The sequence below is a fragment of the Bradyrhizobium ivorense genome, from assembly GCF_900696085.1.
GTDB lineage: Bacteria > Pseudomonadota > Alphaproteobacteria > Rhizobiales > Xanthobacteraceae > Bradyrhizobium > Bradyrhizobium ivorense.
The window spans coordinates 413,582-428,955 of sequence record NZ_CAADFC020000028.1; the positions used below are offsets into that span (position 1 = coordinate 413,582).

A 15,374-nucleotide genomic window follows, 5' to 3' on the forward strand; every position below is an offset into this window, starting at 1 on the left:
AATGTTGAGCTGTAGCAAGTGCTTATTGCCTGAAACGGCAGAGGCGACGTCGTTCGACGACGAAGGATCGTGCAGCGTTTGCCGCCAGATCGAGGTCCGCGACACCCAGATCGACTGGAACGAGCGGCACCAGCAGATGATGGAGCTGGTCGCGCAATACCGCGACAAAGGCCTCTATGATTGCATCGTGCCGTATTCGGGCGGCAAGGACAGCGTTTTCCAGCTCTGGTACGTGGTCAAGAAGCTCGGCCTGAAGCCGCTGGTGGTGCGCTTCGACCATTGGTTCTACCGCCCGCTGATCGAGGAAAACAATACCTCGGTGTTCAAGCAGCTTGGCGTCGACGTGCTGAACTTCACGCCGAACTGGCATGTGGTTCGCGAGTTGATGCTGGAATCGCTGAAGCGCCGCGGCGACTTCTGCTGGCACTGCCACACCGGCATCTACGCCCACACCATGCAGATCGCGATCCGCTACGAGACGCCGCTCTTGTTCTGGGGCGAGAGCCTCGCGGAATACCAGTCGTTCTATTCCTACGACGAGATGGAAGAGGTCGACGAGAAGCGGTTCAACCGCGCCATGAATCTCGGCATCACCGCCGACGACATGTACGAATTCCTCGGCGGCCGCGTCGCCAAGCGCGACCTCTATCCGTTCGTGTATCCGCCGCGCAAGGAGCTGATGCGGATCAAGTGCCGCTCGATCTGCCTCGGCAGCTACATCAAGTGGGACACCAAGAAGCACGTCGAGATCATCAAGAAGGAGCTCGGCTGGAAGGGCCAGGAGGTCGAGGGCATTCCGCCGGAGTACGACTACGAGAAGATCGAGTGCTTCTTCCAGGGCGTCCGCGACTACCTGAAATACATCAAGCGCGGCATGGGGCGGACCAACCACCTCGCCAATATCGACATCCGCAACAAGCGCATGACCCGCGAAGAGGGCGAGGCGCTGGTGCGCGAATTCGACGGCAAGCGGCCGCCGAGCCTCGATCTGTTCCTCGACTATCTGCAGCTCACCGAGGAGCAGTTCCTCGGCATTGCGATCAAGCACGAGGTCAGTCCGTGGCAGTTCTCGCCGAACAAGGTCGAGCCAGGCCGGCGCATGCCCGACATGGATCAGTGGAACAACACCCACGTGCCGTGGCCGAACCATCCGGGTGTCGAGATTGGCGGCGGCAAGGAGTAGTCTTTCACCTCGCCCGCTTGCGGGGAGAGGTGGTCGGAGACGGGGGCAGGCAATGTCAGGCGTTGCGATCGTCGATTACGGCATCAACAATGTTCGCTCGGTGCGCAATGCCGTCGAATATTGCGGCTTCGACCCCATCGTGACCCATGACGAAGACGCGATCGCCGACGCCTCGCACGTGATCCTGCCCGGCGTCGGCGCGTTCGGCGACGCCATGAGCAACATCCGCGAGCGCGGCATCGACGCGATGCTGGAGCGCCACGTCCGCGAGAAGGGCAAGCCGTTCCTCGCGGTCTGCCTCGGCATGCAGCTACTCGCCAAGACATCGGAGGAGCATGCCGATGACGGCGTGCCGCATCGCGGGCTCGGCTGGTTCGACGCCGACGTGCTGCGTCTGTTGCCCAACGATCCGGCGCTGAAGATCCCGCATATGGGCTGGAACATGGTGGCGAAGGAGCGCAGCCACCCGATCCTCGCCAATATCCGCGAGAGCAATTTGGCGTTCTATTTCGTGCATTCATTCGCCATGCGCTGCAATGCGGAAGCTGACGTGGTCGGCTACGCCCAGTACGGCCAGCCGGTCACCGCGATCATCGCGCGCGACAATGTGGTGGCGACCCAGTTTCATCCCGAGAAGAGCCAGGACAGCGGCATCGAGCTGGTGAGCAATTTCCTGCGCTGGAATCCCTGAAGATACACAAGCGATGTTGAAGAAGCGCCTGATCCCAAAATTCCTGCTGCGCGACGGCAGGCTGGTGAAATACGTCCGCTTCTTCGAGAACGAGCGCGCCGCCGGCAATCCGGTGACGACGGCGAAGGTCTACAACGACTACGGCGTCGACGAATTGATCGTGCTCGACATCGTGCCGAGCGAAGCCTCGCGCAGCCGCGTCGTCGAGATCATCGAGCGGATGTCGGAAGAGATCTTCATGCCGTTCACGGTCGGCGGCGGTGTCAAAACGCTCGAGGACGTCAACATGCTGCTGCGCGCCGGCGCCGACAAGGTGTCGGTCAACTCCGAGGCGGTGCGGCGGCCGGAGTTCCTGCGCGAGGCGGCGCGCACCTTCGGCGACCAGTGCATGACGGTGTCGATCGACTACAAGCGGATCAGTCCCCACCACGCCACCGTGTTCATCGACGGCGGCCGCGAGCACGTCGCGCTCGACCCGATCGAATGGGCGAGGCGCTGCGAGGACCTGCATTGCGGCGAGGTGCTGCTCGGCTCGATCGACCGTGACGGCACCATGTCGGGCTACGACCTCGACATGATCCACCAGGCCTCGCGCGTGCTGAGCGTGCCGCTGATCGTGTCCGGCGGCTGCGGCTCGCTGCAGCATGCGATCGACGCGCTGGAGGCCGGCGCCTCCGCGGTCGCGATCTCCTCGATGTTCCTGTTCACCGATCACAGCCCGATCAAGCTGCGCAGCCATCTCGCCTCGCGCGGCCTCGACGTGCGCTCGAGCTCCTCAAGCCGGAACTAGCACCATGCAGCTCTCGCTTGGCCGCAACGAACTCGCCCGCTATGTGCAGAAGCAGTTCGAGACCTTCTTTCCTGACGGCGCCGATCTCGGCGACCTGCCGGGCTTCGTCGACAAGGCGCTGGGCCGGGTCGAACACTGCTTTTCGCGCGTCCGGCTGAAGGGATTCTTCGCAAACGGCGAGGCGCGGTTCTCGCATTGGCATTGCGACCAGTACGCGATCTTCCTGTACTACCTCGCCAACACCGCGTTCCGCGAGAAGCCGGGCCATCCGATCGCCGACAAGGCCTACGCGCTGAACAAGGCGCTGCATGCGCTCGATGCGTTCTACGAGGTCGAATTGCCCGACGTGTTCGCGGTGCAGCATCCGGTCGGCACCGTGCTCGGCCGCGCCAGCTACTCCGACTACTTCATCTGCTATCACAACTGCACGGTCGGCGCGAACCTCGAGAACGACTATCCGTCGTTCGGCCGCGGCATCGTGATGTATGGCGGCAGCCGGATCATCGGCAAGACCGCCGTGGGTGACAACACCTTCGTATCGACCGGCGCGATCGTGATCGACGGCGGCGAGCTTGCCGCCGACAGCATCCTGCACGGCATCTATCCGAAGGCCGGGCGGTCGCGCACCGAACGCAACGTCATCAGCGATATTTTCGGGATTTGATTTGGCGAAAAACCTTGCGCACAACCCGGCGCATCGCGCAGCAATTGAGGGCCTGACATGGGGCAACGAATTTCGGGCATCTACCGGCTGATTACGATTCCGTCGATCTACAAGGGACTGATGTTTTCGCTTGGCGCCGATAACGCCATCGCGCGCTACGTCAACGAGGCGTTGCGGCCAAGTCCCGGTCTGAAGATGCTCGACGTCGGCTGCGGACCTGCGAACGTGCTGTCCTACCTGCCGGCGCTGGATTATACCGGCATCGACATGAACGAGAAGCACATTGCCTACGCCCGGGAGCGGCACGGCGACCGTGGCCGCTTTCTTGTCGGGAATGCCGCCGAGGATTTGAAGCAGGAGGAGGCGACATTCGATCTCATCAATGTCTCCGCATTGCTGCATCATCTTGCCGACAAGGAAGCCATTTCGCTGCTTGCTTCGCTGACGCGCCTGCTCAAGCCAGAGGGGCGAATTGTCACCATCGACAATGTCTGGCTGCCGAGGCAGCGCGCCGCGGTCAAGTTGATCAACACGCTGGATTCCGGCGTCAACATCAGGACCCCGGAGGGGTATCTCGGATTGTTGAGCGGCATGGGGCTCGAGGTCGAAACCATCACCTGGAACGACTTGCTGCGCGTTCCGTACGACCACTTTGTCATGATCGCCCGCAAGGCTTCGTAAACCGGCAGCGCTGTCATTCGATCGCGCGCAGGCATTGCGCCGTGGTTAATGGCGCGACTTGAAATCGTCCGGCGATGCTGCAAGACAGCTATCGCCGGATCGGCGCGGCAGAGCAGGTATCGTTATGGATGTTTCGAAGGGCAAGATGCGTTATCGCGCCGCCGGCGTCGGCATCCTGCTCGCCATCCTCGCTTGCTGGATCGCACTCTCGGTTGCGGCTGCGCTGCGCGAGGGCACCTGGCCGGACGAAACGGCCTATATCATCAAGTCGTGGTGGTACGTCAGCGGTGCGGTCAAGCCATATACCGCCGAGGATACGACCTGGTATCAGCCGCTGATCTACTATGTCATGGGATCCTGGCAGTGGATGTTCGGCCACGGCGTCGTGTCGTCGCGCCTGCTCTCCGTGCTGATCACGGCGATCGACATTGCCTTGCTGGGGTATCTGTTGCGCCGGCTCGGCTGCACCGCGTGGCCGGTCGCCTTCGCGGTCGTCGTATTCGTCCTGAGCGAAGACGGGATCTTCTATTTCAGCAGCGCAACGCCGTACGCTTACTTCGTTTGCGTGCAGCTGATCGCGCTGCATCTGCTGCTGGGAATGCGCCGGCAGGCCAGTCTCGCCACCGCCGTCGCGTTGGGCGCCGTGTTGACCATGGCCTACCTGCTTCGGATCAATGCGGTCGCCTTTATCGCATTGAGCCTCGGGATCGCCTGGGTGCGAGCCGGCCGGGATCGCTGGCGTGTCTATTTTTGCTCGGCTGCGATATTCCTGACGACGTGGTCCTTGCTGGCTTTGCTCTGGGGGCCGCGGTTCGTCTACGTCACGCTGTGGCTTCCCGGGATGACGGACTGGCTGATTCAGGCGGGCGTGCTGCCGAACCTCTATTCGTTCGCGCTCAGTCACAGCAGCCAGGCGCTTGGCGTGCCTCATCCGTCGACGCTGCGCGACATGCTGGCATACGCCTTCGGCTGGGACATCATGGGGCACTATCTGCTCAATCACCATGGCGTCCCGTTGGCAAGCGCCCTGGCCGCGACGATCGTTGCCGCGCTGCGGCCGATCCCCAATCGCGGCTGGACTGGGCTGTTTGCGGCCTCCTATTGGGCGCTGCTGGTTTTCCACCATCTCGGGCTGCAATCGATCTGCCCGACCTGCATCCAGGCCTACGCGAACTACGTCGACTATCTCGCCGCCCTGGCCGGCGGACTTGCGCTGCATGGATTGATGCAGACGGCCTCGAACGATCGGCTGGCCGGCGGCATCGCGATCGGGACGATTTTCGCTTCGCTCGCGCTGGCCGCGGTACAAGCCTGGAATCTGGTCGGTCCGTATCAGCTGCCATCGATCCGCAATCGTGCGAGCTCGCTTCCGGAGGAGGTGCGTCTCGCCGGTGAGACGATGCGGACGCTGTTGCCGCCTGGTACGAAGGCTGAATTCGTCGGCAGTGACCTGCGCATCCCGCTGGCGCTGGTTCAGGCGGGCATCCAGATCCCGCCGATCACGCTCACCTTGCCCTCGAACTATCGCAAGCTGAACGAGGATTTGACTCCCGAGCAGGCGGCGCAGGCGACCGCAGAGATGAAACAGCTCACCGGGTGGACCGATACGATCGCAAAGGAGTGGATGCAGGAGAGTGGCGACTGGCTGATCCTGCAGCGGAGGCCGGTCGTTCCGGCACCTGACTGGCTGATCTGGGCTCCCGATGCGGCGCTCGTGAGGACCGGTCTGGAGAAATGCTTCGAGCGGGTCTCGGAGTCGGCGTTCGACACCTTCGTTCCGCCGTTGTCGATCGCGCTGTACCGGCGCGTCCGCCGCGGCAAGACTTGCCTCGGCGAATAGACCGCCGCGTGACCGGCAAGACCGCGCTCGGCGCCGCGGTTCAGGCCGGCAAAAGCCCCGACCGGCGGGGCCTCCTTCGCCCCCGATAGAAGCTTTCTGCCGCGTCGCCTGGCGGCGATCGGTATCGGCATCGATGCGCTCACTCACATCCGCTTACATTTCGACGGTAAGATTATTTACCTCCTCATTTGAACCTGAGCGGCGTGCTTTCGACAGAAGCTCCAGGGGATGCATAGTCACATGAGGATCTATTTTAATGCCTATTGAGCAAAGCCCCTATTCGATCACACGCACTTCAGCTCTGCCCGAGATCGTTCAATCGGAAGACGATGGTTCGATCGCGAACGCCAACTGGACCGGCCTGTCGGCGGGCGTTGCCGGCACGCTGCAGGCGAACGGTTTTATCGGCGACGGGCCCTTTGGCCTGACGTCGGGCGACCATGACGGCTTTCGTTTCGAGCTGGCCGCGGGCTGGAGCGTGAGTATCGATGTCGATGCGATCGCGTTCGGGACTCACAACGGCGCCTCGTTCGATTCATATATGCAGCTATACGACAGCGCCGGCACCGAAGTCGCCAATGCCGACGACAACGACGGGCTCGATGGCTTTCTCACATTCACCAACGTCACCGGGACGACCCAGACCTACACGGTTTTCCTGTCCGATCTGCAAAGCCAGGTCACCAATCCCAACAATTCGGGAAGCAGCACCGCACCGGTAACCAATCCGCTCACCGATACGGGCTTCTACCGGCTGTTCATCAACACGTTCGATCCCGGCAACGTCAACCAGGGGAGGATCATCGTTGGAACAGGCGGAGCCGACGCGCTCGACGGCACTGCCGGCAACGATGTCATCGAGCTCAAGGGCGGCAACGACACATCGAACGGGAATGGCGGTAACGACGTGTTCCGTTGGGACATGTTCGATGGCAGTGACACCATTGACGGTGGCGGCCCGTTCCAAGCCAATGTGCTTGACGTTCTCGGTGACCAGAATAATCAGCAATTCACAGTTGGTGCCTGGAATGGCTTTGGCTTCCTGTTCACCGCCAACGACCTGAACAGTTCGAAGACCGTCACGGTCCAGCAATGGATTACGAACCTGGACGTTCACGGAGGCGATGGCAATGACAGCCTTGCTGTCAACAACGCTGGCGGCGACCTCCAGACCATCACGTTCTGGGGCGATGCGGGCGACAATTCGGTTGCGGCATCGGGTATTGCGAAGGTATTTCGCATCTTCGGGGGCGACGGCAACGATACTCTGGTGACCGGTTCGGCTGCCGACACGTTTTACGGCAACGACGGCGATGACTTCATGAATGGAGGCCTCGGCACCGACGAGTTGAACTATGCTGCCATCGGCCGCGATCTCAATGTCGATCTCAACATCACGACGGCGCAGAATACCGGCGGTGCCGGTTTCGACACCATCCTCAATATCGAGAACGTGGTCGGCGGCAGCGGCTGGGACACGCTGCACGGCAACACGGTCGCCAACTATCTGATCGGCGGCGCCGGCAACGACAAATTGCTTGGAGGCGAGGGGGCCGCCAACACCCTGCAGGGCGGCACCGGGAACGACACCTACTTCGTGGAAGCGGCCGGCGATACGATCGTCGAGCTCCTCAACGAGGGGACCGACAGCGTTCAGACCACGCTGACGTCCTTCACGCTGGCCGCCAACGTGGAGAACCTAACCAAGGTCGGCAGCAGCGGTTTCACCGGTGTCGGCAATGGACTGGCCAACATCATGACCGGCGGCTCCGGCAACGACTACCTGGTCGGTTTCGGCGGCAACGACACCTTCATCGACGGCTCGGGCGCCAATACGTTCCAGGGCGGCACCGGCAATGATATCTACGCGGTGCAGTCGAACGCCGACACGGTCACCGAGTTCGCGGCTGAAGGGTTCGATCAAGTCCAGACCTTCCTGTCGTCCTACACGCTGTCGCCCAATGTCGAGCAGCTCGTCTTCATCGGCAGCGGCGACCACACCGGTGTCGGCAACAGCATCGGCAATACCTTTGTCGGCGGCGCCGGCACGGAGACGTGGACCGGTGCAGGCGGCAACGACGTCTACAATTTCCGCACTGCAGGAAACGGGCTCGACATCGTGACCGATTTCAATGCCGACAACGCCAACGCGGCCGAGCACGATCACATCGACCTGACGGGACGGGGTCTGAACTTCGCCTCGCTTGCGGTCTCGACCGTCAGCGGCGGCGTGGTGGTCGGCATTCCCGGCGGCGACGCTATCTTCCTGCAGGGCGTCTCAGCCGGCGCCGTCGACGCCAACGACTTCTTCTTCTAGCGATCGATCATCGCAGATCGGTTGATTGGCCGATCCCAGGACCGGGCCGTCCCGCACGCGGGGCGGCCCGATCTGCGTCTGGTTGGCGTGCCGATCAGGTCGGCCGCTTGAACGTGGAATGCGCGAAGCGGTCGAGCCCGCGCAGCACCCTGCACCGGCCCCTACCACATGCTAAGATTGTGCTTGGCCTAGCGTAATGCCTTCGGTTGCTATCCCGGATGGGCGCGACCAAGTGCGGCATCACGGTGGAACCTCACGCCGAAACAGTAACATAGGTGATGCGGTGGCAACTTGTCGCAGCCGCGTCGTGACGCGCCGCAATGCCCGGAAGATCATCGAGGTTTGCGTTGTCGAACAGCGGATTAGCGAGGGTGTTGCCTCATCAGATCGGCGCTCTCCATTATCGTAAGCGACCCTGGGATGAGGCAGTTCCGCCTCGTCCATTGAACCCGCCCTGATGCCTTCGGACTAACCTAGGCTGTTGCCGTTAGCTCTCGCCGTTTTTCAATTGTACCAACAGGAGATATTGCATGCCCATTCAGCAAACCGACCTTATTACGCGCACCTCGGTCGTCCCCGAAATCAGTCAAGCGGAGGACGACGGCTCGATCTTCAGCGCCAACTGGACCGGCCTCTCTGCGGGCGTTGCGGGCACGGTGCAGGCGAATGGCTTTATCGGCGACGGGCCATTTGGCCTGACGTCAGGCGACCACGACGGGTTCCGTTTCGAATTGGCCGCCGGCTGGAGCGTGAGCATCGATATGGATGCGAGCGCGTTCGGTCTGCACAACGGCGAAAGCTTCGATCCATTTGTGCAGATCTTCAACAGCGCCGGTGCACAAGTCGCCAGTAACGACGACGACGACGGGCTCGACAGTTTCCTGACGTTCACCAACGTCACCGGGACGACCCAGACCTACACGGTTTTCGTGTCCGACCTCGACACCACGGTCACCGATCCCAACAATTCGGGAGCCAGCACCGGCTCGGTGAACAGTCCGGGCTCCGATCTGGGGTTCTACCGGATGTTCATCAATACGTTCGATCCCGGCAACGCCGCCCACGGACGGATCATCGTCGGAACGGGCGGGGCTGACGCGCTCGACGGCACTGCCGGCAACGATGTCATCGAGCTCAAGGGCGGCAACGACACGTCGAACGGGGGCGGCGGGAATGACGTGTTCCACTGGGACATGTTCGATGGCAGCGACACCATTGATGGTGGTGGTCCGCAAAACAATGTGCTCGACGTGCTGGGTAACGAACTCGGCCAGCAATTCACCGTTGGTTCCTTCAATGGCTTCGGCTTCCTGTTCACGGCCAACGACTTGGGCGGTCCGAAGACAGTCACGGTCAACCAATGGATTCAGAACCTGGACGTTCACGGCGGCGACGGCAATGACAACCTTGTGGTCGGGGCCAGCGTCGGCAGTGATCTCCAGACCATCACGTTCTGGGGGGACGGGAACGACAATTCGGTGTCAGCATCGACCGCCACGAAGGCATTTCGCATCTTCGGCGGCGACGGCAACGACATCCTCGTCACCGGTTCGGGCGCCGACAAGTTCTTCGGCAATGACGGCGACGACTTCATGAACGGAGGAGCCGGCGTCGACGAACTGAACTTTGCTTCGCTCGGCCGGGACGTCAATGTCGATCTCAACATCACGACGGCGCAGAACACCGGCGGCGCCGGTTTCGACACGATCCTCAATATCGAGAACGTGGTCGGCGGCAGCGGCTGGGACACGCTCCACGGCAACACGGTGTCGAACTATCTGATCGGCGGCGAAGGCAACGACAAATTGCTCGGCGGCGAGGGGGCTGCCAATACGCTGCAGGGCGGCACCGGGAATGACACCTACTTTGTGGAGGCGGCCGGCGACACGATCGTCGAGTTTGCCAACGAGGGCACCGACAGCGTCCAGACCACGCTGACGTCCTTCACGCTCGCCGCCAATGTGGAGAATCTCACCAAGGTCGGCAGCAGCGGTTTCACCGGTGTCGGCAACGGATTGAACAACATCATGACCGGCGGCTCCGGCAACGACTACCTGGTCGGTTTCGGCGGCAACGATACGTTTATCGACGGCGCAGGCGCCAATACGTTCCAGGGCGGCACCGGCAATGATATCTACGCGGTGCAGTCGAACGCCGATACGGTCACCGAGTTCGTCGGCGAAGGGAACGATCAAGTCCAGACCTTCCTGTCGTCATACACGCTGGCGGCCAATGTCGAGCAGCTCGTCTTCATCGGCAGCATCGACCATACCGGCGTCGGCAATTCCATTGCCAATACCTTCACCGGCGGGGCCGGCACGGATGTGTGGACCGGTGCGGGCGGCACCGACACCTACAATTTCCGCACGTCAGGAAACGGGCTCGACATCGTGACCGACTTCAATGCCGACAACGCCAACGCGGCCGAGCACGATCATATCGACCTGACGGGACGCGGCCTGAACTTTGCCTCGCTTGCGGTGACGACCGTCAGCGGCGGCGTGGTGGTCGGCATTCCCGGCGGCGACGCCGTGTTCCTGCAGGGCGTCTCGGCGGGCGCCGTCGATGCGAACGACTTCTTCTTCTGAGTGTCGATCCAGGGTTGGCCGTCCCGCAAGCGGGACGGCCAATCTGCCGGCAAAGCCGGACAGCGTCCGGCGGCGCGCGCCGGTCAGGTCAGCCGCTTGAACCCGGAATGGGCGACCGGGCCGCGCAGCAACTGCTTCACCGCCTTCTGGTCGACCGCGGTGCGCAGCTCGCGGAACACCTCGCCCACCGCCTCCAGATAGCGGTCGACATGGGCGTCGGTGTGCGCCCACATCGCGTAGAACGAGCCGGTGGCGAAGATGCCGCGGTCGAGCATCATCTGGGTGAACAGCGTGCGGGTTTCCTGCGCCTCCGGCAGCTCGAACGCGAAATGGCCGAGCGGCGAGATGCCCGAGATGTGCACCGGCATGCCGGTGGCCTGCGCCGCCTCGGCCCAGCCCTTCTGCACGCGCGTGCCGATCCGCATCAGATGCCTGGCGACGTTCAGCTCGCGATGCTTGCGCAGCGTGGCAAGCGCGGCGACCGGGCCGACGCGCTCGGTCCAGGCGGTCGAGCTGACGAAGGTCTCCTGCGCGGCATCCATCACCGAGGCGCGGCCGACGATCGCCGCCATCGGAAAGCCGTTGGCGATCGCCTTGGCGAACACCGCGATGTCGGGGTCGACGCCGTAGGCAAGATGGGCGCCGCCTGAATTGATGCGGAAGCCCGAGGTCACTTCGTCGAAGATCAAGGCCGCGCCGCAGCGGTCGGCGAGCGCGCGAATTCCCTTGATGAAGGCCGGCTCCGGCTCGCTCGAGCGCACCGGCTCCATCACGATCGCGGCGAGCCGCTCGCCATGTTCGGCGACGATCGCTTCGATCTCGTCGAGCTTGTTGAAGTGGAACGGCTGCATCAGCCCGGCGAGGCCGCGCGGCACACCCTTGGTGTCGAGGCCCGGCAACAGATGGCCGTCGAGCGCGGTGGTCTCGCCGAGATTGGCGCTGAGATACCAGTCGTGCCAGCCGTGATAGCCGCAGAACGCCACCATGTCGCGGCCGGTCGCGGCGCGCGCGATCCGGACCGCGATCGCCATCGCCTCGCCGCCGGCGCGGCCGAACCGCACCATGTCCGCCCACGGATGCAGCTCGACCAGCAGCTCGGCGAGCTCGATATCCTCGGCGCAGTTCAGCGTCGACATCGAGCCCATGTCGATGGCGGCCTTCACCGCCGCATCGACGTCGGGATCGGCGAAGCCCAGGATGGTGGCGCCGATCCCGCAATAGCTCATGTCGAGATAGGTCTTGCCGTCGAGGTCGGTGACCTCGGCGCCCTTGGCCGACTTGAAATAGCTCGGCCACTGCTCCGGCAGGAACATTTCCGGCCGCTTGGAGAGCAGCTGGGTGCCGCCGGGAATCACCTTGCGGGCGCGCCGGTAAAGTGCCTGTCCTGTTCCCGACATCAAATCAAATCCTTCCCCGAAAAACCTTCGGCTGAATACCCCATGGTCCGGCCCCGGGCAAGGCTATCTGCCTGTCGCTGCAGCTTGAAATCGCTGCGGGGCTGCCAGCGGTGCCGCAGGCGTCGACCTCGTTCTACCAAAGGTTGAACGATTGTCTGGCGGCAGAACAGGCGGCCGTGGCCACCGCCGAGATCGGCGAAATCCTGTGAAAGGATCGGCGCACGATCGTTCGACGCGTCGGTGCCCCCGTTGTCGATCGAGATCGATCATCGGGCCAAACGCCGCGAGAGCTGCGTTGGCCCCGCATGCGCGCTGTGGCGCCAGGCGAGGGCGCCCGTCCGGTGGACCCGTAGCCGCCCGGGGGCCGGGACTTTGGCGGCCGTGCGGCCGCTCAAACCGGGCCGATACCCTTGCCTTGGCCCGAGTTTTCCGAGTAATGGACGGTGTCGTGCGGCCCGCAAGGCCGCTTGTTCCCTCGGCTCTTCGGCTGACTTGCTGCGGCCGGCGATCAGACAAGATAGGGCCTGTGCATGATCAGATTCGGCCTGCTCGGTTGTGGGCGCATTGCCAAGCGTCATTCCGACCTCCTCGGCGGCAACCACATCGAGGGCGCGAGCCTGGTTGCGGTCTGCGACCCCATTCGCGCGCGCGCCGATGCGATCGCCGGCAAGTTCGGCGTTGCGGCCCACTACGACATGGACGAGTTTCTGGCGCGCAAGGACATCGATGCGGTCGCGGTGCTGACGCCGAGCGGGCTGCACCCCGCGCATGTGATCGCCTGCGCCAAGGCCGGCAAGCATGTCGTGGTCGAGAAGCCGATGGCGCTCCGCCTGCAGGACGCCGACGACATGATCCGGGCCTGCGACGAGGCCGGCGTCAAGATGTTCATCGTCAAGCAGAACCGCTTCAACGTGCCCGTGGCCAAGGCGCGCGAGGCGCTCGATGCCGGCCGCTTCGGCAAGCTCATTCTCGGCACCGTGCGCGTGCGCTGGTGCCGCGATCAGGCCTATTACGACCAGGACGACTGGCGCGGCACCTGGGCCTATGACGGCGGCGTGCTGACCAATCAGGCGAGCCACCATGTCGACATGCTGGAGTGGTTCTTCGGCGATGTCGTCAGCGTCCACGCGCGCGCGGCCACCGCGCTCGCCCGAATCGAGACCGAGGACACCGCCGTCGCCACGCTGAAATTCCGCAACGGCGCGCTCGGCATCATCGAGGCGACCACCGCGGCGCGCCCGACCGACCTCGAGGGCTCGCTGTCGATCCTCGGCGAGCGGGGCACGATCGAGATCTCCGGTTTCGCCGTCAACCAGATCCGGCACTGGCGCTTTCTCGACGAACTGCCGTCGGACAAGGACGTCGTGGAGAAGTTTTCCGTCAATCCGCCCAACGTCTACGGCTTCGGCCATCAGGCCTATTACCACCACGTGATCGATTGCCTGGTGAACCAGCGCGCCGCGCTGGTCGACGGCCTCGAGGGCCGCAAGAGCCTGGAGCTGATCTCGGCGCTCTACGAATCGATCGAGACCGGCGCGGAAGTCGCGCTGCGCTTCACGCCGCGGCTGAGCCGGCTGGGTGTCGTCTCGTGAACCAGCCGCAGGTGCATCAGGCTGATGTCCGCGACGTCGAGTTCGGGACCGGCGTCAAGATCGTCGAGCCGTGCAACCTTTACGGCTGCAAGCTCGGCGACGACTGCTTCGTCGGCCCCTTCACCGAGATCCAGAAGGGCGTCGTGATCGGGGCGCGCACCCGCGTGCAGTCGCATGCCTTCGTCTGCGAGCTGGTCACGATCGGCGAGGACTGCTTCGTCGGGCACGGCGTGATGTTCGTCAACGACACGTTCTCGACCGGCGGCCCGGCGCGCGGACGCAAGGAACTGTGGCGCGAGACCGTGATCGGCAACCGGGTTTCGATCGGCTCCAACGCGACGATCATGCCGGTCAGGATCACCGACGACGTCGTCATCGGCGCCGGATCGGTGGTGACCAAGGATATCACGACGCCCGGCACCTACGCCGGCAATCCGGCGCGCCGGCTGTTGGCGGGCCAATAGGGGACATCAGATGCCGGTGCCGTATGCCGATCTGCAGCTGCAGTATCAGAACATCAAGGGCGAGATCGATGCCGCAATCGCCGGCGTGATCCGCGACAACGCGTTCATCCGCGGCAGCTATGTCGACGCCTTCGAGCGCGAGTTTGCCGCCGCCGCCGAGGTCAGCCATTGCGTGTCCTGCGCCAACGGCACCGACGCGCTCTACCTCGCGATGCGCGCCTTGAAGGTGAAGCCGGGCGACGAGGTGATCACCACGGCGCATTCCTGGATCTCGACCGCCTCGATGATCACGCACTCCGGCGCCACCGTGGTGTTCTGCGACACCGATGATGCGACATTCACGATCGATCCGGCGGCGATCGAGGCTGCGATCACGCCGCGCACGGTCGGCATCATCCCGGTGCATCTCTACGGCCAGCCCGCCGACATGGACGCGATCATGGCGATCGCGCAGAAGCACAAGCTCTGGGTGATCGAGGATTGCGCCCAGGCCCATCTCGCGCGCTACAAGGGCCGGATGGTCGGCACGTTCGGCGAAGCCGCGACCTATTCGTTCTATCCGGGCAAGAATCTCGGCGCGATGGGTGATGCCGGCGCCGTCGTCACCAATGACGCCGCGCTCGCCGAGCACATGGCGATGCTGGCGCGCCATGGCGGGCTGGTGAAGCACCAGCACCGCATGGAGGGCATCAACAGCCGGCTCGACGGCATGCAGGCCGCGATCCTGTCGGCCAAGCTGCCGCATCTCGCGGACTGGACCGAGGCGCGGCAAGAGGCTGCGAAGGTCTACGACGCCGGCCTCAACCAGATCGAGGACGTCGTGGTGCCCGAGGTCGCGCCGGCGCGCAGCCACGTCTACCATCTCTACACCATCCGCCATCCGCGCCGCGACGCGCTGGCGGCGCATCTTGGCGCCAACGGCGTGCAGACCGCGATCAACTATCCGACGGCGCTGCCGTTCCTGGCGGCCTATGCGCGGTTCGCTCACCAGCCGGAGCAGTTCCCCAACGCGCATCGCGACCAGGGACAGATCCTCTCACTGCCGATGTTCGCCGAGATCACGCGCCAGCAGCAGGACGAGGTGATCGAGCTGGTTCGGAAGTTTTAGAGCATGATCCGGAAAAGTGCGAAGCGGTTTTCCGAAAAGATCATGCTCAAACAAACGGC

12 protein-coding genes are annotated in these 15,374 nt (G+C 63.5%); 11 read left to right on the forward strand and 1 reads right to left on the reverse strand.

The features are described from left to right. Position 1 precedes the first annotated feature (1 nt). The 8 genes from CI41S_RS33125 to CI41S_RS33160 all read left to right on the forward strand — a co-directional run bounded on the left by CI41S_RS33125 (position 2) and on the right by CI41S_RS33160 (position 10,754). Positions 2 to 1,183, forward strand: a complete 1,182-nt coding sequence (locus CI41S_RS33125) for an N-acetyl sugar amidotransferase (protein WP_139485103.1) — start codon at positions 2 to 4, stop codon at positions 1,181 to 1,183. 52 nt (positions 1,184 to 1,235) lie between these two features. Next, positions 1,236 to 1,874: an imidazole glycerol phosphate synthase subunit HisH gene (gene hisH / locus CI41S_RS33130; RefSeq protein ID WP_139863259.1), complete on the forward strand. Its 639-nt coding sequence runs from the start codon at positions 1,236 to 1,238 to the stop codon at positions 1,872 to 1,874. Positions 1,875 to 1,887: 13 nt separating this feature from the next. Next, positions 1,888 to 2,664 carry an imidazole glycerol phosphate synthase cyclase subunit gene (locus CI41S_RS33135; protein WP_139863260.1) on the forward strand — a complete coding sequence of 259 codons (777 nt, stop codon included), beginning with the start codon at positions 1,888 to 1,890 and terminating at the stop codon, positions 2,662 to 2,664. A gap of 4 nt (positions 2,665 to 2,668) precedes the next feature. Then, on the forward strand, positions 2,669 to 3,328 hold the full coding sequence (locus tag CI41S_RS44115; protein WP_210242724.1) for an LbetaH domain-containing protein: 660 nt from the start codon (positions 2,669 to 2,671) through the stop codon (positions 3,326 to 3,328). Positions 3,329 to 3,385: 57 nt separating this feature from the next. After that, positions 3,386 to 4,009 (forward strand): class I SAM-dependent methyltransferase, encoded by a 624-nt coding sequence (locus tag CI41S_RS33145; protein WP_139863261.1) that lies wholly within the window; start codon positions 3,386 to 3,388, stop codon positions 4,007 to 4,009. Positions 4,010 to 4,133: 124 nt separating this feature from the next. After that, entirely contained in the window at positions 4,134 to 5,849 is a 1,716-nt protein-coding gene (locus tag CI41S_RS33150; RefSeq protein ID WP_139863262.1) for a cytochrome d ubiquinol oxidase subunit II, read from the forward strand. Positions 5,850 to 6,105: 256 nt separating this feature from the next. Next, on the forward strand, positions 6,106 to 8,166 hold the full coding sequence (locus tag CI41S_RS33155) for a beta strand repeat-containing protein (RefSeq protein WP_139863263.1): 2,061 nt from the start codon (positions 6,106 to 6,108) through the stop codon (positions 8,164 to 8,166). 530 nt (positions 8,167 to 8,696) lie between these two features. After that, the gene (locus CI41S_RS33160; RefSeq protein WP_139863264.1) at positions 8,697 to 10,754 is read left to right on the forward strand and encodes a beta strand repeat-containing protein; all 2,058 of its coding nucleotides are present in this window, start codon (positions 8,697 to 8,699) and stop codon (positions 10,752 to 10,754) included. Between the two features lie 83 nt (positions 10,755 to 10,837). On the opposite strand, the gene CI41S_RS33165 is transcribed toward CI41S_RS33160, so the two are convergent. After that, entirely contained in the window at positions 10,838 to 12,151 is a 1,314-nt protein-coding gene (locus CI41S_RS33165) for an aminotransferase class III-fold pyridoxal phosphate-dependent enzyme (protein WP_139863265.1), read from the reverse strand. A 530-nt stretch (positions 12,152 to 12,681) separates the two neighbouring features. Here CI41S_RS33165 and CI41S_RS33170 point away from each other — a divergent pair. From CI41S_RS33170 to CI41S_RS33180, 3 genes are read left to right on the forward strand one after another with little or no spacing between them, the layout of a single operon-like run. Then, positions 12,682 to 13,743, forward strand: coding sequence for a Gfo/Idh/MocA family protein (locus CI41S_RS33170; protein ID WP_139863266.1), 1,062 nt, complete (start codon positions 12,682 to 12,684; stop codon positions 13,741 to 13,743). Next, entirely contained in the window at positions 13,740 to 14,207 is a 468-nt protein-coding gene (locus tag CI41S_RS33175; RefSeq protein ID WP_139485113.1) for an acyltransferase, read from the forward strand. Before CI41S_RS33170 ends, CI41S_RS33175 begins: the two co-directional genes overlap by 4 nt. 10 nt (positions 14,208 to 14,217) lie before the next feature. Next, positions 14,218 to 15,315, forward strand: a complete 1,098-nt coding sequence (locus CI41S_RS33180) for a DegT/DnrJ/EryC1/StrS family aminotransferase (RefSeq protein ID WP_139863267.1) — start codon at positions 14,218 to 14,220, stop codon at positions 15,313 to 15,315. The last annotated feature ends 59 nt before the right edge of the window (positions 15,316 to 15,374 follow it).